Annotated in this window: 22 protein-coding genes and 1 other annotated feature; of the genes, 10 read left to right on the top strand and 12 right to left on the bottom strand. The window is 44.1% G+C overall.

What is annotated here, in order from left to right; genetic code table 11:
- The first annotated feature begins 133 nt into the window (after positions 1-133).
- From VP97_RS11425 to VP97_RS24215, 4 genes are all read left to right on the top strand, one after another.
- On the top strand, positions 134-427 hold the full coding sequence (locus VP97_RS11425; protein WP_050182003.1) for a hypothetical protein: 294 nt from the start codon (positions 134-136) through the stop codon (positions 425-427).
- Between the two features lie 70 nt (positions 428-497).
- The gene (locus tag VP97_RS11430) at positions 498-1,127 is read left to right on the top strand and encodes a metal-dependent hydrolase (RefSeq protein WP_156153474.1); all 630 of its coding nucleotides are present in this window, start codon (positions 498-500) and stop codon (positions 1,125-1,127) included.
- A 110-nt stretch (positions 1,128-1,237) separates the two neighbouring features.
- The gene (locus tag VP97_RS11435) at positions 1,238-1,642 is read left to right on the top strand and encodes a sporulation protein (RefSeq protein WP_050182005.1); all 405 of its coding nucleotides are present in this window, start codon (positions 1,238-1,240) and stop codon (positions 1,640-1,642) included.
- Between the two features lie 108 nt (positions 1,643-1,750).
- On the top strand, positions 1,751-1,888 hold the full coding sequence (locus VP97_RS24215; protein WP_172656761.1) for a hypothetical protein: 138 nt from the start codon (positions 1,751-1,753) through the stop codon (positions 1,886-1,888).
- Between the two features lie 90 nt (positions 1,889-1,978).
- On the opposite strand, the gene VP97_RS11440 is transcribed toward VP97_RS24215, so the two are convergent.
- The 4 genes from VP97_RS11440 to yfkAB are packed head-to-tail and all read right to left on the bottom strand — an operon-like array spanning position 1,979 to position 5,292.
- Positions 1,979-2,260, bottom strand: coding sequence for a DUF6509 family protein (locus tag VP97_RS11440; RefSeq protein WP_050182006.1), 282 nt, complete (start codon positions 2,258-2,260; stop codon positions 1,979-1,981).
- A gap of 17 nt (positions 2,261-2,277) precedes the next feature.
- Complete coding sequence (locus tag VP97_RS11445) at positions 2,278-3,645, bottom strand: aminotransferase-like domain-containing protein (protein WP_245629879.1); 1,368 nt, start codon at positions 3,643-3,645, stop codon at positions 2,278-2,280.
- Positions 3,629-4,168 (bottom strand): peptide-methionine (S)-S-oxide reductase MsrA, encoded by a 540-nt coding sequence (gene msrA / locus VP97_RS11450; RefSeq protein ID WP_050182008.1) that lies wholly within the window; start codon positions 4,166-4,168, stop codon positions 3,629-3,631. Before msrA ends, VP97_RS11445 begins: the two co-directional genes overlap by 17 nt.
- On the bottom strand, positions 4,165-5,292 hold the full coding sequence (yfkAB, locus tag VP97_RS11455) for a radical SAM/CxCxxxxC motif protein YfkAB (protein ID WP_050182009.1): 1,128 nt from the start codon (positions 5,290-5,292) through the stop codon (positions 4,165-4,167). Before yfkAB ends, msrA begins: the two co-directional genes overlap by 4 nt.
- A gap of 515 nt (positions 5,293-5,807) precedes the next feature.
- Here yfkAB and VP97_RS11460 point away from each other — a divergent pair.
- Both VP97_RS11460 and VP97_RS11465 read left to right on the top strand, forming a co-directional pair.
- Complete coding sequence (locus tag VP97_RS11460) at positions 5,808-6,476, top strand: hypothetical protein (RefSeq protein ID WP_050182010.1); 669 nt, start codon at positions 5,808-5,810, stop codon at positions 6,474-6,476.
- Positions 6,477-6,582: 106 nt separating this feature from the next.
- Positions 6,583-6,912: a hypothetical protein gene (locus VP97_RS11465; protein WP_050182011.1), complete on the top strand. Its 330-nt coding sequence runs from the start codon at positions 6,583-6,585 to the stop codon at positions 6,910-6,912.
- 32 nt (positions 6,913-6,944) lie between these two features.
- Here the strand turns inward: VP97_RS11465 and VP97_RS11470 are convergent, their stop codons facing one another.
- The 3 genes from VP97_RS11470 to VP97_RS11480 form a co-directional block, all read right to left on the bottom strand.
- On the bottom strand, positions 6,945-8,186 hold the full coding sequence (locus VP97_RS11470; RefSeq protein ID WP_050182012.1) for a glutamate-5-semialdehyde dehydrogenase: 1,242 nt from the start codon (positions 8,184-8,186) through the stop codon (positions 6,945-6,947).
- A gap of 11 nt (positions 8,187-8,197) precedes the next feature.
- Complete coding sequence (gene proB / locus VP97_RS11475; RefSeq protein WP_050182013.1) at positions 8,198-9,313, bottom strand: glutamate 5-kinase; 1,116 nt, start codon at positions 9,311-9,313, stop codon at positions 8,198-8,200.
- A 46-nt stretch (positions 9,314-9,359) separates the two neighbouring features.
- Positions 9,360-9,567, bottom strand: a binding site (T-box leader).
- Positions 9,568-9,597: 30 nt separating this feature from the next.
- On the bottom strand, positions 9,598-10,233 hold the full coding sequence (locus tag VP97_RS11480) for an NUDIX hydrolase (protein WP_050182014.1): 636 nt from the start codon (positions 10,231-10,233) through the stop codon (positions 9,598-9,600).
- 216 nt (positions 10,234-10,449) lie between these two features.
- On the opposite strand from VP97_RS11480, the gene VP97_RS11485 reads away from it, so the two are divergent.
- Entirely contained in the window at positions 10,450-11,529 is a 1,080-nt protein-coding gene (locus tag VP97_RS11485) for a branched-chain amino acid aminotransferase (protein ID WP_050182015.1), read from the top strand.
- 76 nt (positions 11,530-11,605) lie between these two features.
- Entirely contained in the window at positions 11,606-12,532 is a 927-nt protein-coding gene (locus VP97_RS11490; protein WP_050182016.1) for an MBL fold metallo-hydrolase, read from the top strand.
- 82 nt (positions 12,533-12,614) lie between these two features.
- Here the strand turns inward: VP97_RS11490 and VP97_RS11495 are convergent, their stop codons facing one another.
- Positions 12,615-13,694 (bottom strand): tyrosine-type recombinase/integrase, encoded by a 1,080-nt coding sequence (locus VP97_RS11495; protein WP_050182017.1) that lies wholly within the window; start codon positions 13,692-13,694, stop codon positions 12,615-12,617.
- A 179-nt stretch (positions 13,695-13,873) separates the two neighbouring features.
- Between VP97_RS11495 and uvsE the strand changes: the two genes are divergently transcribed.
- Entirely contained in the window at positions 13,874-14,752 is an 879-nt protein-coding gene (uvsE, locus tag VP97_RS11500; RefSeq protein ID WP_050182018.1) for a UV DNA damage repair endonuclease UvsE, read from the top strand.
- A 31-nt stretch (positions 14,753-14,783) separates the two neighbouring features.
- Here uvsE and VP97_RS11505 read toward each other — a convergent pair whose 3' ends face one another.
- The 4 genes from VP97_RS11505 to nagA are packed head-to-tail and all read right to left on the bottom strand — an operon-like array spanning position 14,784 to position 18,162.
- Positions 14,784-15,521 carry an SIS domain-containing protein gene (locus VP97_RS11505; protein WP_050182019.1) on the bottom strand — a complete coding sequence of 246 codons (738 nt, stop codon included), beginning with the start codon at positions 15,519-15,521 and terminating at the stop codon, positions 14,784-14,786.
- A 13-nt stretch (positions 15,522-15,534) separates the two neighbouring features.
- Complete coding sequence (locus VP97_RS11510) at positions 15,535-16,257, bottom strand: GntR family transcriptional regulator (RefSeq protein WP_050182020.1); 723 nt, start codon at positions 16,255-16,257, stop codon at positions 15,535-15,537.
- Positions 16,250-16,996, bottom strand: coding sequence for a glucosamine-6-phosphate deaminase (nagB, locus tag VP97_RS11515; protein WP_050182021.1), 747 nt, complete (start codon positions 16,994-16,996; stop codon positions 16,250-16,252). Before nagB ends, VP97_RS11510 begins: the two co-directional genes overlap by 8 nt.
- Positions 16,993-18,162: an N-acetylglucosamine-6-phosphate deacetylase gene (gene nagA / locus VP97_RS11520; protein WP_050182022.1), complete on the bottom strand. Its 1,170-nt coding sequence runs from the start codon at positions 18,160-18,162 to the stop codon at positions 16,993-16,995. Before nagA ends, nagB begins: the two co-directional genes overlap by 4 nt.
- A 209-nt stretch (positions 18,163-18,371) precedes the next feature.
- Between nagA and nagE the strand changes: the two genes are divergently transcribed.
- Positions 18,372-19,820, top strand: coding sequence for an N-acetylglucosamine-specific PTS transporter subunit IIBC (nagE, locus tag VP97_RS11525; RefSeq protein ID WP_050182023.1), 1,449 nt, complete (start codon positions 18,372-18,374; stop codon positions 19,818-19,820).
- Positions 19,821-19,868 lie beyond the last annotated feature (48 nt).

Below are 19,868 nucleotides of genomic sequence, written 5' to 3' on the forward strand. Positions count from 1 at the left end.
GTCTCTCCGTTTTTTTTTTATTTTTATTAATTTCCCATAATAACATTATGTTAACTTTAAATTTTGGTTTACAAAAGAAGCGGAAGCTGTTATTTTAAAGTAGTCGTGTTGAATAAAAAGGAGTTATCAAAAAATGGCAATGTTTACAGATGAGCAGCCAGAAGCAATCGTAACCGAATCATCATACAGCTGGAAGAAAAACTGCGTAAAAGTCGAAGATGGTTACTTAAAAAGTACAGGAATGGTAACAAATACGAGGATACCGGTCAAACATATTGATACGGTTGTTTATTCCTACAATCCTAAAAAACCGGCCATTGTTCCGGTATTGAAAATTATCGGCAAGGGCACTGTATTATGTGAAATGGAAGTTTCTACGGAACATATTGAAGCAGTACAGGACTGGATGCTTCGAGTAGTGGAATAATTTTATTACTGTCAGAAAAGCCGTCCGGTTATAGGACGGCTTTTTTTATATAGAGAAAGGACGAGGAATATTGAAAGGATCTTCACATATGGCGATCGGCGCCGCCACAGGCGTTGCAATAGCCGTCTGGACACAGTCTTCAGTCGTTGAGGCAGCGCTCTTTGGCTTTGTTGGGGGTGTTGCAGCCTTGGCCCCTGATCTCGACGTAAATGGTAAGCTTGCAAACAAAATTACGGTAGAAAAAAAGTGGCTTGTTTTATTTTTTGCCATAGCTGGCTTGCTGCTGGCTCTTTACAGCTATTTTATGCTGTTCGGCATAAAGCAGATAACAGGTTTTCTTGTCAGCCTTGGCCTGTTGCTTTTACCAAAGCTGTTTATTAAGCAAAGAATGATGCTTTTTTTGACCGGTGTTATAGTCGCCTATGCAGGGTGGTACATAAATGAAATGTGGATTGTTTACATAGGTCTGTTTATCTTATTTGCCTCCGTTGTTTCTCACCGAACGTGGACGCATTCCTTTGTGGGTGTTATTTTGTTTTATTTTGTTGCAGCCGAAGTTGCTCAGAAATTTCCGATAGAAGGACTTCAGGCAGTTCTTATACTTGGCTATGTGTCTCATTTAGTAGCAGACATGAAAATGCTTCCAGCAAACAAAAAAGGCACCAAGTTTTTTTATCCATTGTGGAAAAAAGAGTTTTAATTAACTCTTTTTTAATACACTATGTGTAAAATTCAAATAAAAAATAAAATAAAAAGTAATAAAAAATACCTTTTACGGGAATAGAAAATAAAAAAAAGGGGGATTCATGTATGTGGAAAGATTTTTTTTCAAGTATCGGGCTAGACAGTGTAAAGGTAGATACAATTGTTGAAAAGCAACTTATTTCGCCAGGAGAAACGCTCAGCGGTCATATTCATGTAAAAGGAGGACAGGCGGATGAACCGATTGATAAAATTCACATATTGCTTTATTTACAATATGAAGCAGTAAAAGAAGACAGCGACTTCTCATGGCATGAAAAGCATTTTGAAGAAATCATCATTCCCTTTAAACGCAATATAAAAGCATACGAAGAACACAGAGTTCCTTTTTCTGTAAAGGTCCCTTTAGAAGCGCCTAAAACTGATGATACACATAAATGGTTTGTTCGAACAAAAGTATTTATTGACCAGGCGGTTGATCCGGAAGATGAAGATGAAATCACTGTTCAATAAAAGCAAAAATTCTTCTGCTTTTATTGAAAAAAAATTGACGGTTTGATTAAACTGTTATATATTAATATTATATAAAATAAATTGTTGTATAACAGAAGGAGGAGCAAAATGGACATGTATCGAGAGGCTTACGAGTATTATTTGCAAATGTGCAAGGCGTTTGGAATGAAAAGTATCCCATTTTACCGCTTTATGCATAATTTAACGGAAGAGCAGATGAAGTTGTACATTGAAAAAGCCCACTGATGAAGAAGGGAATGATTGTTACGGAAACAGCCAGCGATGCTGATGTTTAAAAACCCCGTCCGCAACGAAAAGCAGACGGGGTTTTGTTATTTATGAAAGATGCGAAGCGCAATATTCACGCACCATTTCCAGTTCATCTTCTTCTAATTCAAAATCCAGTACACTGTCATCCAATCGACTATGAAGAAACAAACCGGCTATTTGCTGACTGGATTCTGTTACTGCGTACAAAACACGGATATAAAAGCCTTCCGGTGAATACAGTTCATCTTCTTCATCAACGGAAGCAAAAAGCCGATACTCGTATCGATCTCCCTCTAAAATACCAAATGGATCTTCTATTTTTTCTAGTGTGTGCTCTGTAATAATCATGAGTTGTGCTCCTTTATTCATTTTGATAAAGCAATAATCCATTTTTTCATCTGTTTGATGCCTTCTTCAAACTGTTCAGGCCGGGCATAACCGTATGACAGCCGAATCGCCCGTGACGTCCCTTCTGTATAAATACTGCCTGGATGAAATAAAATGCCTTCATTTAAAGCTTCTGTATATAACTCTCTTAAAGAAATAGGCTGATTCAAACGTAGCCAGACAAAAAAGCCACCGGTCGGCATCGCCCAATCAGCTATTTCCGATAAGTGACGATGAAGAGACTCGGAGGCCGCATGACGCCGTTTTTTAAGCTCTTTGCGGACGTATTCAAGATGATATTCATACAGCCCTTCACCAAGCCACTCGGCTGCCACGCGCTGCGAAAGTGAACTTGTTCCGTAATCAGCTTGCATTTTCAAGTCTGCCAGCCGTTCAATAACGGAATCAGAGCCGGCAATCCAGCCAATCCGCAGGCCGGGACTCAATGTTTTTGACAGGCTGCCAATATAAAGCACATTACCGGTCTCATCCATCGACTTTAAAGAAGGCGGCGGTGGTTCATCAAGCCACAAATCACGGTAAATGTCATCTTCAATGACAGGCAGGCGATTTGTGCTGCAAAAAGACAGCACTTCTTTTCTTCTTGTTTCACTCATTAAAATACCGGTCGGGTTATGAAAGCAGGGAATGGTATAAAGCGCTCCTTTTTGGCCGGACGTCCACGTTCTCTGCAGTGCATCCAGTTTCACGCCTTCGCTATCCATCTCAATGCCTTTTAGTGACATGCCAAGTGATTGAAAAGTACGGATGGAGTACAAATAAGAAGGCTCTTCGAGTAAAACAGAAGATCCCCGCTCAAGCAAGCCGGATGCAATCAAGCCAAATCCCTGCATGGCACCAGATACAATTAAAATAGAAGACGGCGCTACCGGGGTTCCCTGCCGGGTCATATACCCGGCAATAGCTTCACGAAGCGGCTCATAGCCGCCCCGGTCTTCATAGCCGAGTGAATGGATTTTTCCAGACAGCCGGCTAAGCACATCGTTTAAATAGTTTTCTGGAAACACATCCTCGGCAAGCTCACCTTTGCTTAAATCAATAATTCCGGTATCTGCTGGTAAAGATTGCACTTTATCTTCTGCAGGCAGGGCAGCAAGAAGCGACCATGTGTTGCTCGATACAATGGTTCCTTTTCCCATCACACCCTCGATAATCCCGGCCGTTTTCAGCTGTTCCAGCGCAGCAACAACCGTGCTGCGGTTTACCGACAGTTCTTCTGCCAAAACACGCTGGCTTGGAATCTTCGTGCCAATCGCCCATTTGCCGCGCACAATTTGTTCTTTAATCCAGTCGGCAACTGCATCTGACTTAATGCTTCGTTTCATCTTGTTCCCAATGCTCATTTAAAAATTCATCACGCCCAGACTGAGCCCGGTCCGCTTTATATTCTTCCTCATGTGTTTGATAAAAATTCTGGTGGTAGTCTTCAGCCGGGTAAAAAGGACCTGCCGGCAGAATCGGTGTGACAATAGGTTTTTTAAAAAGACCACTGTTTGCAAGTTTTTGTTTTGATTGCTCTGCTGCCTTCTGCTGCTCCAAAGAAGAGTAGAAGATAACCGCTCTATATGAATCACCTCGATCCTGGAATTGGCCTTCATCATCGGTGGGATCGATTTGCTGCCAGTACACCTCAAGAATTTGTTCATATGTTATAAGCTCCGGGTCATATTTGATTTCAACGGCTTCTTTATGACCAGTATGGCCTGCTTTTACCTGCTCGTAGGTTGGGTTTTCTGTATGGCCGCCCGTGTAGCCGGATACAACCGATTGTACGCCATCCCACCGATCAAATGGCTTTACCATACACCAAAAGCAGCCGCCCGCAAAAATCGCTGTTTCTTTTTTCATTGCTTTACTTCCTTTCTTTCCGTCCAGGCTTTTTGTTTCGTGAAGTCTGTATTTGGATAATAAGCTTTTTTAACGAGTAAATTCGGGCCTAAACACCGGACGGACGAGCAATGGCAGTCAATTTCATTTGCCAATGCAGACCGATTCCATACCTCAAAAGAAGATTGAAGAGAATGGGTTCTAATATTGCCAAGTGAAGGAGCGTCTGAAAAATCGGTTACGATCACATCACCGGAAAAAATATTTACATTTAATCGTGAGCGTCCATCTGGATCATTGCGCACGGTTACAAGAGGTTCCTGCTGCAGACGGGTCAGAATGGCACGGTCGCGCTCATCCGAACTGCACGCAAAAAACGGAAGTGTTCCAAACAGCATCCACACATTTGGGTCTCGCACATCAAGCAAGTGATGAATCGCACTACGTGTTTCATCAAGCGTCAAAGATTCAAGTGCGCTGGCAAAATCGCTTGGATACATTGGATGGACCTCATGGCGGGCACATTTCATTTCCCCGACAATTTGCTTATGAATGTGCTCGAGGTGGGGAAGAGTACGTTTATTCAGCATCGTTTCAGCTGATACCATTACATTGGCCTCGGATAAAATCCGGCTGTTTTCAATCATTCGGTCAAATAGCTTTTCCCGCTGGCTATAAGAAGGTTTACGCTCCATATTGGCAAACCCGGCTTCCACAAAATCGTCTACAGTGCCCCAGTTATGGGAAATATGCAAAACATCAAGAAAAGGCGCAATTTCTTCATAACGCCCTGCATCAATTGTCAAATTGGAATTCATTTGTGTATAAACGCCGCGCTCATGGGCATATTGCAGTAATGGTTTTACATACTGCGCAACCGATTTTTTAGAAAGCATCGGTTCGCCGCCTGTAATGCTGAGAGCGCGCAGATCTGGAATTTCATCCAGGCGTGACAGCAAAAGTGAAAGAGGCAGTGCCTCAGGATCCTTTGTTTGGAGTGTATAGCCGACTGCACAATGCTCACAGCGCATATTGCAAAGAGTCGTCGTTGTAAATTCGATATTAGACAGCCGGGCAAAACCGGTCTGGTCAATGTCCATATAGCTTTCCCACGGATCAAACGCGGGTGAAATCATTTTTTTCATCTTAAAACACCTCTTTAATCTTTCAACACATAATTATACCCCTTTTTTGTCCGAATGAAAAAGAAAGTTGAAAAAGCCAGCTGCCAATTGAGCAAGTACAAAGCTAAGTAATATCTATAGGACTGATAAATTTACAATCTTTTAGAACATCTTCACATATTCTTCATATTTGTACCGTATGATAGTAAAAGAAACCGCATGACTATTTTTAAAATCGAAAGAGGTGCTTGAATGGGCAAAAGAAGAGGCATTGTCTTGATCGAACAAACTGAACGCAACAGCATGAATAGAAACAGGAAAAATCAACGAAAGCTGCACCCGTTCAACCTTCAAAGACAGATGAACTCCATTTTTGTGCCATTAAAAAAAGGTTACCGACCGGATCCTCCCTAACTGGTGGGACCATCGAAATAGTGAAAAGCGTCCATTTCTCCTCTATCATTATCGTATTACTTTTCTTCAAAACAAAAAACAAGTATAGTGTGAGGTAATAACCTATGAGGAGGAGCTACATAATGAAGAAAGCAACAGGTTTCATGGGAGCAGCTTTACTTGCTGGAGGAATTCTTGCCGGCTGTTCCGCTGATTCTGAAAATGCATCACCGGAGGAAAACGCAACAGAAGAGACTGCTGCGCCTCAAGAAGAAACAGAACAAGTAGAGCAGCCAGCAGAAACTGAAACAGAGCAAACAACCGAAGAAGTGGAACAAGCAGCAGACGAGGCGGCCGGCAATGCAGAAGAGGCAGCGAATGAAGTGACTGAATCAACAGAAAAAGCCGTTGATGAAGCAGATCAGGCCACACAGGGTGTACAGGATAAAGTACAGGAAGAAGCAAATAACGCAGCAGATACAATAAAAGAAGAAGCATCTGATGCTGGCGCAGCCATTGAACAGGGTACAGTTGAAGTAAAAGAAAAAGCAGAAACAGCAACAGAAAATGCGACGGAAGAAGTGACCGAAGCCGTGCAGGAGAAAGAAACAACGGGTACATTTAACGGTTTGGTCGATCCGCATACAGTTGAAATAGAAGCAGATGGCTCAACAAACTCTTATCAGGTTAAAGTTGGAGAGGCAGCTGGAGACGAAATTATGAAAAAGTTCGAATCGATGGAACCTGGTTCAACAGTCAATTTCGTTTATGAAGAAAACGGCGAGCAGCTTGTGATCAATGAAGTAAAATAAAATGGTAAAAGCGCATCAAAATATGATGCGCTTTTCTTGTTTAAAACAGGAAAGTAAAGGGAAAAACAAACTATAAGACAGCAAGCTTTATAGGGGGATACAAGATATGAATACTTCTGGAATGCTGCGTGGATATTTAGCAAAAGTAATGGATGCGGAAAGCTTCTTTTTTCATGTGGTAAACTGCATGGAAAAACAGCTGGCAGATTGGGGCAGCGATACACTGCTTTTGTTTAACTGGGACAAAAAGGATGACCACGTATCCGGCTTGTTTATTATAGATGGCTTTTCCCATACCGTTTTATTAACAAAGCAGATGATACAAGAGCTTCAAATACAAGCGCCTTATGCGCTTGACCAGGTGTTATGGGAAGCATTAATGGAAGACGGCTTAATCTTAAAAGAAAGCAGCTACATCTATAAAGCATTTATGTAAAAAAAACGACGGGAGAAAGCCCCGTCGTTTTTTTACTTGCGTATTTGCCCTGAACCACGCACAAGTGATTTCACGGTAGTAATGGCGTTTAACCCCATAGGTCCGCGAGCATGCAGTTTTTGTGTGCTTATACCAATTTCAGCTCCATACCCAAATTGTTCGCCATCTGTAAATCTGGTAGAAGCATTTCGATATAGTACAGCCGCGTCAATTCCACGGAAAAACAAATCAGCGCTTTCTTCATTTTCTGTGATAATCGCCTCTGAATGCTTGGTTCCGTAACGGTTAATATGTGTGACGGCTTCTTTTGTGCTGTCAACCAGCTTTGCTGATAACGTCATAGCTAAATATTCCTGTCCCCAGTCTTCTTCCGATGCTTCTTGTATAAAGTGATACGAACCCGACAGCTGGTCGTCGCCCCGCACCTCTACACCCGCTTCTTGGAGAGAAGTAAACAATTCGCGCTGATAAGGCCAATCGCGGTGAACCAGCAGGCTTTCTGCTGCGTTGCAAACAGAAGGGCGGTGTGTTTTTGCGTTTAGTGCAATGTCGATCGCCATTTCTTTTTGGGCAGATTTATCAATAAAAATGTGGCAGTTCCCAACACCTGTCTCTAAGACCGGAACCGTGGCCTGTTCAATTACAGATTGAATCAGTCCGGCACCGCCCCGCGGAATTAAAACGTCTAAATATTGATTCAGTTTAAACATTTCTGAAGCGGTAGTGCGGCTCGTGTCCTCGAGAAGCTGAATAGCGTCTTCAGCAAGAGAAGATTTCGCCAGCGCCGTTTTCATCACTGAAACAAGTGCTTTATTGGAATGAAGCGCAGACGTACTGCCGCGCAGTAAAACGGCATTACCGGCTTTTAAGCAAAGTGTCGCTGCGTCAACGGTTACGTTTGGACGGGCTTCATACACCATACCGACTACGCCGAGTGGCACACGAATCGTTTGGATGTCAAGCCCATGCTCAGTTGTCCACGATTCTACCGTTTCACCAATTGGGTCATTTAGCTTTGTCAGCTGACGGACCGCTTCAGCAATTGCTGCTAAACGCTCCTCTGTCAGCTGCAGCCGGTCAAGCAGGGAATCGGTAAAGCCGGCTTTGCGTCCAGTAGCCATATCCTGCTCGTTTGCCACTAAAATGTCGGGTGTTTGTTCAATTAATGCATCGGCAATTAGTAAAAGGGCTTCATTTTTTTCAGCCGTTGATTTCATGGCCATATCAAAAGATGCTTCTTTTAACAGCTTTGCTTTTTGTAACAGTTCATTCATGTTTCCCACTCCTAGCTCTCATTTTTTAAGGTTACCCAGTTATCACGGTGAATGACTTCCGCCCGTTCATTGATAGAATAGGCTTTTGCTTCGGGGCCGGGCAGGCCTTTCACACGTTCTAAATCAACAGATGAATAAAATACCTGGCCGCGGCCCAGAAGTTCACCTTTTTGACTGCAGATGTCCACTACATCCAGTGCATCAAACAGGCCTTCTACAGCCACAACGCCGACAGGAAGAAGACTTTTTCCGCTTTTTAAAACCGCTTTTTCTGCTCCGGCATCTACTATGACGGTGCCAGCCGGCTTCGCATGAAGAGCCAGCCATTGTTTTTTGCGCTGCATGTGCGGCTGCATAGGTGAGCCAATATAAGTGCCGGCTCCTTTTCCTTCAATAATATCAAGCAGCTTCCGCTCGCCGACTCCATTTCCGATAAAAACAGAAACGCCGAGAGACTGGGCTTTATCGGCGGCCAGCAATTTTGATTTCATGCCGCCGGTTCCAACGGACGAACCGCTTCCGCCGGCTGCTTCAAGCATTTCCTCTGTAATAGAAGGTACGAAATTAAACCGTTTAGCCTCAGGATTTGTTTTAGGGTTGCTGTCATACAAGCCGTCGATATCGGTTAAAATCACCAGCCCGTCTGCCTGTAAAAAGCCGCTTACAAGCGCTGACAGCATGTCATTGTCCCCGTACGTTAATTCCTCAATCGAAATGGAGTCATTTTCATTAATGATTGGAACAGCTCCCCGGCTTAGCAGCTCGCTCATCGAGGTATAAAAGTTTTGAAATCGTCCTTTCGAATAAAAGTCCCCTTTTGTCAGCAGCATTTGAGCAGTGGTGATCCCTTTTGGTGACAGGTGGGAAATGTACCGCTGAATCAATAAGCTTTGGCCGACAGCTGCTGATGCCTGGCGTGCGGCCATCACCTTTGGTCGCGCGGGATAGCCAAGGGCCCGAAAGCCGGCTGCTACAGCGCCAGAGGAAACAACAATTACCTCGTGTCCCGCCTGCTTCATCGCTGCAATCGCAGATGTGTGATCAGCGATTTTTTCTTCCATAATGTTGCCGTTGTCGTCTGTTAAAGAACTGCTGCCAATTTTTACGACAATACGTTGCTTTTTCATCGATTATCTCATCCTTTTCCATAAAAAAAAGCATACCGAATCGTCCATAAAGGACGGGTATGCTTTCCGTGGTACCACCTTTTTTGACGCAAAAATGCGCCCACTTAACATCCGTAACGGAGAATACCGGCTTATGTTTTCATAAGCAATGTTGGCTAGGGCAGGTTCTACAGTGCTTTTCCGCAGGAGCTTTTCAGCCGATGAACTCCCTCTCTAATCCGGCAGCCGTCTGTATACTAATCCCATCATTTTAATATATTTGTTTTTATTATCGTATATTCTGACTATTTGTCAAGTAGATGTGGAGCAGAACGAAGAATATCAAGAAAATGCTTTAAAATCCGTGCTGTCAAACCCCATATAATACGGTCCTCATAGAAATAAAAATACTCCTCCATCTTTTTCGTCTGCCAGGCATAATTTTTACCCTGTGAAATTAAATGATAAGGAAAGCTTTCCTCCGGCTCGGGATGAAGCTTCACATAGTGAAGATCCGGCTCTGTTTTCAACAAAAATGAAAGCGGCACAGTGAACACTTCACCTACTTCAGCTTCGTTTAGCTGCATATTGGACATATCAATCAAACCTACATAACTGTAAATAACGGTCCCGAACGGGGAAATCATATAATCAAGCGGGAACAGAACTTCAATTCCATCCATTGGAATCCCTAATTCTTCATGTGTTTCACGAACAGCAGCGTGAACGGGACCTTCATCGCTATAATCAATTTTACCGCCTGGAAAACAGATTTCTCCAGGCTGCCGCCGCATTAGCAGCGATCGAACTTCAAAGAGTACGTGCAGCTCACCGCTTTTTTGAATAAGCGGCAGCAAAACAGAGAATTTTACTATATTTTCACTGCCCAATATGTCAGGTTTCCGCTCCCCGAACAAAGCTTTGAGTTCATTTATATTCATTTAACCAGCTCCATTTTTCTTTAAACACTGCCAGGGAACCTTGCTTTGCGGTGCATTGGTTCACCTTTCTTTCTTACTATATTATATTAGAAAGCAGAAGAGATTGAAAAAAATTGATTTTATAGTGTGAAAATATTCTAAAAAATTGTATGATAGAAGAAGTACATACATCAGCCCTTGTGCTGACGAATTTTTACACATGAGGAGTCCTTGAAGATGACACAAGAATTAACCGTACAATTAGCTGACACAAAAAGAGATAAACCAGATCAAGCCAATCTTGGTTTCGGCCGTTTTTTTACCGATCACATGTTTATGATGGATTATACAGAGGGCAGAGGCTGGCATGATGCGCGCATTGTCCCATATCAGCCGATTAGCCTTGATCCGTCGGCTATGGTGTTCCATTATGGACAAACGGTATTCGAAGGAATGAAAGCGTATTTGACGGATGAAGGAAAAGTCTTTTTATTCCGCCCGGAGAAAAACATGGAACGTTTAAACCGTTCCAATGAACGCCTTTGCATTCCGCAAATCGATGGTGACTTTGTGATTGAAGGATTAAAAAAGCTGATTGAGGTAGACCAGGAATGGATTCCGACAGCGGAAGGCACATCTTTATATGTCCGCCCATTTATTGTTGCGACAGAACCGTTTTTAGGTGTTGCTCCATCGAAAAATTATATTTTCATGATTATCATGTCTCCGGTCGGCTCGTATTACAAAGAAGGAATCGCGCCGGTTAAAATTCTTGTGGAAAACCAGTTTGTTCGCGCAGTAAAAGGCGGTACAGGTGAAGCGAAAACAGGCGGAAACTATGCATCCAGCTTAAAAGCGCAGGAAGCAGCAACAGGAAAAGAATATTCACAAGTGCTCTGGCTTGATGGGGTAGAAAAAAAATACATCGAAGAAGTCGGCAGCATGAATGTATTCTTTAAAATTGATGGAGAAGTGGTGACACCGGCGCTAAACGGCAGCATTTTGCATGGGGTAACACGTGACTCAGTCATTCAGCTTTTAAAGCACTGGAATGTACCGGTTACAGAACGCCGGATCTCCGTAGATGAAATTGCGCAGGCTTACCGTGAAGGGAAATTGGAAGAAGCATTTGGAACAGGCACCGCTGCTGTAATCTCTCCAATTGGTGAATTTTTATGGGGAGAAGAAAAAATGGTGCTGAACGGCGGCCAGACAGGTGAATTGTCACAACGTATTTACGATACAATTACTGGCATTCAAAAAGGAAAGATCAAAGACGAGTTTGGATGGGTAACGGAAGTTCCTGTTTCAAAATAATTCCTATACTGTATGATATGAATAGAACGAACTGCTCCCCGGGGCAGTTCGTTTCTTTTCAAAAGGAGGCAAAAAAATGACGGCGGTTTCATTAGGATTTGATTTATCCTTGATTGATTTACATGATTCCGGTTTTGAAGAGCGGACGAGCTGCTACGTGTTTCATGAGCCAAAAAAAGCAATTATCGAAACAAGCGCCAGCCCATCTGTTCCATTTTTACTTGAGGGGCTAAAGGAACTTCAGATTCAGCCTGAAGAAATCGACTATGTGATCGTCACGCATATTCATCTTGATCATGCAGGTGGCGCCGGCTTGTTTTTGGAATCCTGCCCGAATGCAAAATTGGTCGTGCATCCAAAAGGCGCTCGCCACCTGGCAGACCCGAGCCGGCTGATTGCCAGTGCAAAAATGGTATATGGAGAAGCGTTCGATGAATTATTTGATCCGATTGTGCCGGTACCGAAAGAACGAATCATTGAAATGGAGGATGGGGGCGAGCTGGATCTTGGCGGACGTATACTCCGGTTCATTCATACACCGGGGCATGCAAACCATCATTTTTCTATTTGGGATGAAAAATCTGCTGGTGTATTTACTGGAGATACAGCAGGCATTCAATATGCTCAGCTTACAGGTACAGAAAGCGGGCTTTTGATGCCGACGACTTCACCCAATCAATTTGATCCGCAGTTGATGAAGCAGTCGATCGAAAAAATCATGTCCTTTCACCCGGAGCGGCTTTTCTTTAGTCACTATGGAATGAATGAGCAGCCAGAGCAAGCTGTAAAAATGGTTTTGAACTGGCTTGATGTGTATATGCATATTTTGGAAAAAAACAACAAAGTCGAAGAGATTGAAACAGTACTCATGCAAAAAGTACGCGGACAGCTTGAACGAGCTGGAGTGGAAGCGGATCATCCGGTTTATGAACTGCTGTCTATTGATCTACGTGTCAGTGCCCAGGGAATGATCCATTATAAGGAAAAACAGCACTCGAAATGAGTGCTGTTTTTCTTTGCATCGAGATGGGCAATTACCCATCTAATTATTTATCGATGCGCGAGAGAGCGAATCTCAAGCATGCTTAAAAACGAACATTTTTCAGATGATCATGCATCCGGTCTTCTTGAATTCTTTCTAAATAAAGATTGGTAATGGAAATATCTGCATGACCGGCCAAATCTTTTACAACCGCAAGTGGGACGTCCTGTTCAAGTAAGTTTGTTACAAATGTATGCCGAAACCAATGGGGACTGACATCAGGCCGGCTTCCCGCTGCTTCAACAGCTCTTTTGACCAATTTATATAAAGCGGCGTAGGAAAGCCTTTTTTTATTGGCCTGTATATCGGTTTTATTGTATAGAGCGTAAAAAAGCGGTTCGGCTGAATTTGGCTGCAATTCTATTGTGTCTCCACATACGCTTCGATAATGAAACAGAAGAGACTCGGTTTCTCTCATGACCGGCAGTGTTCGTTCTTTTCCGCCTTTTCCAATTACGTCTACGACCAAATCACCCTGCCGGCTGCGCCGGAAGCTTCCCCAATTTAGCCCGATCAATTCAGAAGCGCGGATGCCGAGTGTCAGCAGCATCATCCCGATCAGCCGGTTGCGGGCTTCAATCGCTTCTGCGTTTTTCGTTGTTTTTATTGTCTCTGCAAAGCAGTCGATAATGTGACGTGCTTCCCGCGAAGACAGTTCACGCATCACGGTGCGGTTTTCATCGGTTTCCGCTGTATGTCCTTTTTGAACGTGTGGTTTTTGAATCCATACCGACAGCTGGGCAGTATAAAAGTGTGTATGAAAGCCAAATTCAAGAAAACGGCGGAAAAATTCCAGTTTTCTTAATGCACTTTTTGGCTTGTATGTACTAACGATAAACCGGTTAAATGCTTTTACTTCTGGAAATCCGATCGCGCGAAATGCGAGATTATGATGAGAAAGGTAAGCAAGCAGCGTTTTTGCATCGCTTCGATATGCTTTAATCGTGTGTGGAGAAAAGGTCCGGTTTTCTTTTAAAATACCAATGGCAAAAAAATATTCTAAAAATTCTTCATCTGTACAGTGGGCAAGAGATAAGTTGCGTTCTTCATCGAGCAGATGCTCTTTTGATTGAAGCAGCTGCAAAAATGCTTTGTGTGACGCTAAAATCGCCGGCAGATTCATGTTTTTCATTCCTTTACCATAAAATAATTATGTATAATCCATATAATCTATAGTTATCTTTACTTCTATTATAGCCGATTATTCGTTGCAGGAGAAGAAAAGATTCCTGTATAGTAAAACGGTTCAACCCTTGTCTGTTTGGGAAAAGATAAAGAAACAAACCAAAAAGGAGTACATTTATGCGAATCGGATACGCCTGCATTAATATGTCGATGCCATCCAAATTTAAAACGTGCCGGCTGAAAACAGCTGAAACAGAAGGAATGGCCAAAATAAAAGAGCTGACACTCCACAACTTAAATGAAACATTGGATATCATTAAATGGAATATAGAAAATAGAATTTATTTTTATCGAATGAGCAGCAATCTCATACCGCTTGCCACCCATCCGGTGATGACATGGGAGTGGGGGGAAGATGAAGATGTTTTAAAAATCACCGATGAAATAAAAGAACTGGCAGCTGAATATGATGTTCGTTTGTCTGTTCATCCAGGCCAGTATACGCTGATCAATTCTCCTAACGAGGAAGTGGTGCAAAAGTCGATTTTAGACTTGATCCACCACCAGGAACTGCTTGATCTTACCGGCGGAACCGACATGATTTTGCATGTTGGCGGTGCGTATGGAGACAAGGAAGCAGCAAAGAAGCGTTTTGCACAAGCGTTCAAGCAGCTTCCGGAAGCGATCAAACAATCGATGCGTATTGAAAACGACGATAAAATTTTTACCATTCACGATGTATTGGATGTATGCCGGGAAACAGGCGCAGCCGCTTGTTTTGATATTCACCATCATGCGTGCAATCATGAAGAAGAGGCGAAAATTGATGAGGTTATCCAGCGTGCCGTCGATACGTGGCAGCATAAAGAAATTCCGCCGAAAATGCATATTAGCTCAGGAAGAGACGGAAAAACAGACCGCGCGCACCATAATTATATTTTAGAGGATGACTGGCGCTACTTTATCGAGCATCTGCCTGATTTATCGATCGATGTGATGGTAGAAGCAAAGATGAAGGAGCTCGCTGTCCTGCAAATACGGGAACAGTACCGCTAAAAAGCGCTCTTCCGCAAGGAAGAGCGCTTTTTTAACGAAGCAGAGGAATCCGCTCTTTATATTGTTCAACCAGCATGCGGTTATGTTCATCGGCATCTGGTACATTCCCGCTTAAAAAAATGGGCGGTTCAAACCCTCGTTCAATCATTTTGGCAATGACAGAGGCCATAATGCCATTTAGCAGAGCAGCACTAAGCAGAGTAGAAGCCGGTCCGAACGGCGCTGGCGCTTTTTTGTCTGATAACAGCGCATCTCCATAGGGAGCGCTGTTATCAATAACAAGATCTGCGGCATCACGCAAAGTGGTTCCTTCCTCATGGCGGGTCTGGGCTCTTCGGGCATATTCTAAAGAAGTAATAGCGATTGTTTTCACGCCTGCTTTTCTTCCGCGAAGCAAAATGTCAATCGGAACCGGATTAATGCCTGATGTGGATACCACAATCAGTACATCTTCCGGCCGAATATCGAGTTGATCCTCCAAAGAAGCAATATAGCCGTTTTGGCGTTCAAACGTTGAAGAGCGGACAGCGCCTTTATGAAGCATCACATCTTCTAAAAAAATCGGCTGAATGCAGGCAAGCCCCCCGGCCCGGTAAAACAATTCTTCCGCGAGCATATGTGAATGGCCACATCCAAAAACGTGAACAACTCCGCCACGGCGGACGCTTTTTACAATCCATTCGGCAGCTATATCTGCCTGGCTTGTTTGCTTATGGGCTGCGTCAACAAGCATATCGGCTACTCTGTGAACATATTTTAAGTACATCATCATATCCGCTCCTTTACCGGGTAATATCGATGGTGAATTTGTAGCGGTCCGCGCGGTAGGATGACTTCACATATTCAAGTGGTGTACCGTCTTTTAAGAAGGTATGCCGTTCAATCAGCAAAACCGGTGCCCCTTTTGGCACAAGCAGATGCGGCCGCTCTGCTTCACTGACAAGGGCTGATTCAATTGATTGAACGGCACGCCCGATCTCGAGATGCAATTCTTCTTCTATATAATGATAAAGGGAGGTGGCAATAACCGCTTCATTTAAGCCTTTTATTAAATTGGCAGAGATGTACACCGTTTCAAGCGCCATTGGGACCTCATCGGCCAGCCGGATTCGTTTGATTTCGTACACAGGCGCATGTTCCGTCAAAGCAAGCCGCTCCGCCACTTTTTTATCTGCCGGTACGATTTCAAATGCGAGCAGCTTATTGGCAGGAACCATTCCCCGCGCCTTCATGTCTTCTGTAAAGCTGGTTAATCCAGAAAGGTTTTGTTCCAGTTTTTGTTCTGCCACAAATGTGCCGCGTCCTTTTTGGCGGTACAGCAGTCCTTCATTGACAAGATTGGTAATCGCCTGCCGAACGGTCATCCGGCTGACATCGAGCTGTTCAGCATATTCTCGTTCAGAAGGGATAAGATCACCGGGCTTTAATTCGCCCGTATCCATTTGCCGGCGAATAGCATGTTCAAGCTGATAATAAATTGGTACAGGCGAAAGTTTATCAATCATACTTTTCTTCCTTCCGCGAAACTAATGAAAACGCTTCATCATCTACTATTATTGTAACATGTGGATGATCCTGCAGTACAGAGGCAGGGAAAGCTTCTAATACATTTCCCGAAAACAGGCGTGCGACCGCTTCTGCTTTGTGGGGGCCAGATGCAAGCAAAAGAATCTCACGGCTTTTCATGATGGAAGCAATACCCATCGTAATGGCCTGCTTTGGTACGCTTTCAATAGATGAGAAAAAACGGGCATTTGCCTGTCGGGTGGAGTCTGTTAATGTTGTTACATGCGTTGTTTGGTCAAAAGGCGTGCCCGGCTCATTAAAACCGATGTGGCCATTCTGGCCGATGCCGAGTACCTGCACGTCAACTCCTTTTTTATCGATTAAGGATTCATACCTTGTGCATTCATTTTCCAAGAGCACAGCTTCACCATCTGGAATATAAATCTGCTCGGGCGGGATGTCCATATGCTGAAAAAAGGTTTTCCGCATAAAGGAATGATAGCTGTTCGGATCAGACGCGGGCAGGCCAATGTATTCGTCTAAATTAAATGTCGTCACATGCCGGAATGAAATTTTTTCCATGCGGCAGGCGTGAATCAATTGTTTATACATCCCTTTTGGTGTAGAGCCTGTTGCCAGGCCAATCACCGGAGACGGAAGTTCTTTTATTCTGGCTGTTAAAAAGTCAGCGGCTCGTTTACTCATCGCCTCGTAATCCGGAACACGAATGACGTTCATTGCTCCCTCTCCTTTTGGAATGCCACAACACCGCGGCAAATCGTTTTTTGAACCTGAAATTGTTCATCATATATGACTAAATCTGCATCCTTGCCCGGCGCAATACTGCCTTTGCGCTCAAACAGCCGCACTTGCCTGGCCGGATTCTCGGCTGTCATTTTTACAATATCCCGAATCGTACAGTTCGTAAACTTGCGCATATTTCGAATGGCCTGCTGCATGGACAGCGTACTGCCGGCTAACGTTCCATCTCCAAGCACGGCTTTTCCATTTTCGACGCTGACAGCCTGGCCGCCAAGGTCATATTCCCCATCAGGCAGGCCCTTCGCACGCATGGAATCAGTAATCAGCACGGTCCGGTTCGCCGTCTTTTGTTCAAAGGCAAGCCGCACCATCTGCGGGTGAATATGAATACCGTCTACAATCATTTCCACATAAAGATCCCGGTGGAGAAGGGCTCCGCCGGCTGTTCCAGGCTCGCGGTGATGCATGCCGCGCATGCCGTTATAAAGATGGGTAACATGGGTCAGACCAGCCTCGGCAGCATGGCAAAGCTGATCAAATGTGGCGTCCGTGTGGCCGGCGGAAGCGGTAATGTGTAAATGAGCCAAATGGGACACAAGGTCGAGTCCATTTGTTTCTTCCGGAGCCAGTGTAACAAGCCGAATATGCCCCCCAGAAAGAGCCTGCCACTGCTCAAACAGTTCCGTATCTGGCTCAATAATCGCTTCACTTGGCTGAGCGCCGGGATGCTTTGGTGAAATAAAAGGGCCTTCTAAATGAATACCGGTTATTTCTGCTTCACCCGGCTTTTGTTTATAAGAAGAAAAAGACTGAAGAGCTGACTCAATCGCTCGTTTTTCCTGTGTCATCGTTGTCGCTAAAAAAGCTGTGGTGCCTTCGGATGGAAGAAAAGACGCCATTTTATGAAGGGAATGGTGTGTGGCATCCATCGTGTCCGCACCGGCTGCACCATGAATGTGAATATCAACCGCACCGGGCAGAATCAAGTATTGTTCAGAAACAGAAAAGGAAGGTACAGAAGATGGGCAGTCCGCCAGCGGTCCGGCTGCGTTGATTTTTCCGTCTTTTATATGAACAAAGCCAGGAGAAAGCACTTCATTTTCGGTGTAAACAGAACCGCCTTTTATCACATATTCGTTCATTTTACAGCACCTCTTTTGATGGAATGGTTGCTTTAAGTGTAATGGATGAAAAACTAGTTGTCTATACCAATTTTCGTTGCTTGTTTCAAAAATTACGGGTTTTCATTTTTAAATTTTACTACATTGGTATAGACAACTATACTTTAACCATGATAAAGTGCTGTTAAGAAAGCGTTTTTCACTACTTTTTTAAAGGGGGATTGTTGAGCATGATGAAGTATTTACAAAATATCGGCCGATCCTTAATGCTGCCGGTAGCCGTTCTTCCTGCCGCCGCTATTCTGATGGGGATCGGCTACTGGATCGACCCAACGGGATGGGGAGCAGACAATGCAACAGCCGCGTTTTTAATTAAAGCGGGCTCTTCTATTATTGACAATATGGCAATTTTATTTGCGGTTGGGGTTGCGCTTGGTATGTCAAAGGATAAAGATGGATCGGCCGCCCTGAGCGGACTGGTCGCTTATCTCGTTGTCACCACCCTTTTATCAATTGACTCAGTTGCAATGCTGCAGGGAACAGATCCTGAAAATGTAAATGCTGCATTTGATAAAATCGATAATCAGTTTATCGGTATTTTATCAGGCATTGTGGCTTCTATTATGTATAACCGGTTTAGTCATGTTCAATTGCCGGATGCACTGGCATTTTTCAGCGGCAAGCGCCTCGTGCCGATTATGACAGCGGTAGCGATGCTTGTGATTTCTGGCATTTTATTTTACGTGTGGCCTGTTATCTTTACCGGCCTTGTTTCATTTGGGACGGCCATCAGCAAGCTTGATTTTATTGGTGCTGGTCTCTACGGCTTCTTTAACCGCCTGCTTATTCCGACCGGGCTTCATCATGCACTCAATTCTGTTTTCTGGTTTGATGTGGCAGGCATCAATGATATCGGTAATTTCTGGTCCGGAGAAGGGGAAAAAGGTGTCACAGGCATGTATCAGGCAGGTTTTTTCCCCGTCATGATGTTTGGCCTGCCGGCTGCTGCATTGGCTATGTATCACACAGCTAAATCAAAACGGAAAAAACAGGCAGCCTCACTGCTGCTCGCCGCTGGATTTGCTTCATTTTTCACTGGTGTAACAGAGCCGCTTGAATTTTCGTTTATGTTTTTAGCGCCGGCGCTTTATGTGGTTCATGCAGCATTGACCGGCGTCTCACTGGCGGTCGCCGCTTTTTTCCACTGGACAGCGGGCTTCGGATTTAGTGCGGGGCTAGTGGATTTTGTCCTGAGTTCACGGCTTCCACTTGCCAATATGCCGTATATGCTGCTTGTGCAGGGGCTTGTGGTCGGGCTTATTTATTACGTGCTGTTCCGGTTTTTAATTCAAAAGTTTCATTTGAAAACACCAGGGCGCGAAGAGGAAACAGCTGAAACAGGAGTGGAAAACACAGCGCCAGGCAGCCGTTTTGAAAGGATGGCAGCGGTCATTTATGAAGGACTCGGCGGCGATGCCAACGTTGCTTCGGTTGATAACTGTGTGACCCGTCTGCGTGTGGAAGTGCGGGACATGAACGCAGTAGACGAAGCGAAAATAAAATCAGCCGGTGTGCCGGGCACTCACGTTGTCGGCCCAAGGAGTATTCAAGTGATCGTCGGGACAAATGTTCAGTTTGTGGCAGATGAAGTTGCCCGTATCCGAAACAAGAAAAAGTAAAAGCCGCGTATACGCGGCTTTTACTTTTTTAACGTGAATAACAGACAG

It is taken from the genome of Domibacillus robiginosus (genome assembly GCF_000966195.1).
GTDB lineage: Bacteria > Bacillota > Bacilli > Bacillales > Domibacillaceae > Domibacillus > Domibacillus robiginosus.

What these genes read in the sequence shown, in the direction of transcription:
- VP97_RS11505 (WP_050182019.1), bottom strand. Translation starts at nt 15,521, where the DNA reads ATGATGTACTTAAAATATGTTCACAGAGTAGCCGATATGCTTGTTGAC.
- proB (WP_050182013.1), bottom strand. Translation starts at nt 9,313, where the DNA reads ATGAAAAAGCAACGTATTGTCGTAAAAATTGGCAGCAGTTCTTTAACA.
- VP97_RS11510 (WP_050182020.1), bottom strand. Translation starts at nt 16,257, where the DNA reads ATGATTGATAAACTTTCGCCTGTACCAATTTATTATCAGCTTGAACAT.
- VP97_RS11445 (WP_245629879.1), bottom strand. Translation starts at nt 3,645, where the DNA reads ATGAAACGAAGCATTAAGTCAGATGCAGTTGCCGACTGGATTAAAGAA.
- VP97_RS11425 (WP_050182003.1), top strand. Translation starts at nt 134, where the DNA reads ATGGCAATGTTTACAGATGAGCAGCCAGAAGCAATCGTAACCGAATCA.
- uvsE (WP_050182018.1), top strand. Translation starts at nt 13,874, where the DNA reads ATGCGAATCGGATACGCCTGCATTAATATGTCGATGCCATCCAAATTT.
- VP97_RS11465 (WP_050182011.1), top strand. Translation starts at nt 6,583, where the DNA reads ATGAATACTTCTGGAATGCTGCGTGGATATTTAGCAAAAGTAATGGAT.
- msrA (WP_050182008.1), bottom strand. Translation starts at nt 4,168, where the DNA reads ATGAAAAAAGAAACAGCGATTTTTGCGGGCGGCTGCTTTTGGTGTATG.
- VP97_RS11440 (WP_050182006.1), bottom strand. Translation starts at nt 2,260, where the DNA reads ATGATTATTACAGAGCACACACTAGAAAAAATAGAAGATCCATTTGGT.
- VP97_RS11435 (WP_050182005.1), top strand. Translation starts at nt 1,238, where the DNA reads ATGTGGAAAGATTTTTTTTCAAGTATCGGGCTAGACAGTGTAAAGGTA.
- VP97_RS24215 (WP_172656761.1), top strand. Translation starts at nt 1,751, where the DNA reads ATGGACATGTATCGAGAGGCTTACGAGTATTATTTGCAAATGTGCAAG.
- VP97_RS11480 (WP_050182014.1), bottom strand. Translation starts at nt 10,233, where the DNA reads ATGAATATAAATGAACTCAAAGCTTTGTTCGGGGAGCGGAAACCTGAC.
- nagB (WP_050182021.1), bottom strand. Translation starts at nt 16,996, where the DNA reads ATGAACGTCATTCGTGTTCCGGATTACGAGGCGATGAGTAAACGAGCC.
- nagE (WP_050182023.1), top strand. Translation starts at nt 18,372, where the DNA reads ATGATGAAGTATTTACAAAATATCGGCCGATCCTTAATGCTGCCGGTA.
- VP97_RS11495 (WP_050182017.1), bottom strand. Translation starts at nt 13,694, where the DNA reads ATGAATCTGCCGGCGATTTTAGCGTCACACAAAGCATTTTTGCAGCTG.
- nagA (WP_050182022.1), bottom strand. Translation starts at nt 18,162, where the DNA reads ATGAACGAATATGTGATAAAAGGCGGTTCTGTTTACACCGAAAATGAA.
- yfkAB (WP_050182009.1), bottom strand. Translation starts at nt 5,292, where the DNA reads ATGAAAAAAATGATTTCACCCGCGTTTGATCCGTGGGAAAGCTATATG.
- VP97_RS11460 (WP_050182010.1), top strand. Translation starts at nt 5,808, where the DNA reads ATGAAGAAAGCAACAGGTTTCATGGGAGCAGCTTTACTTGCTGGAGGA.
- VP97_RS11490 (WP_050182016.1), top strand. Translation starts at nt 11,606, where the DNA reads ATGACGGCGGTTTCATTAGGATTTGATTTATCCTTGATTGATTTACAT.
- VP97_RS11485 (WP_050182015.1), top strand. Translation starts at nt 10,450, where the DNA reads ATGACACAAGAATTAACCGTACAATTAGCTGACACAAAAAGAGATAAA.
- VP97_RS11470 (WP_050182012.1), bottom strand. Translation starts at nt 8,186, where the DNA reads ATGAATGAACTGTTACAAAAAGCAAAGCTGTTAAAAGAAGCATCTTTT.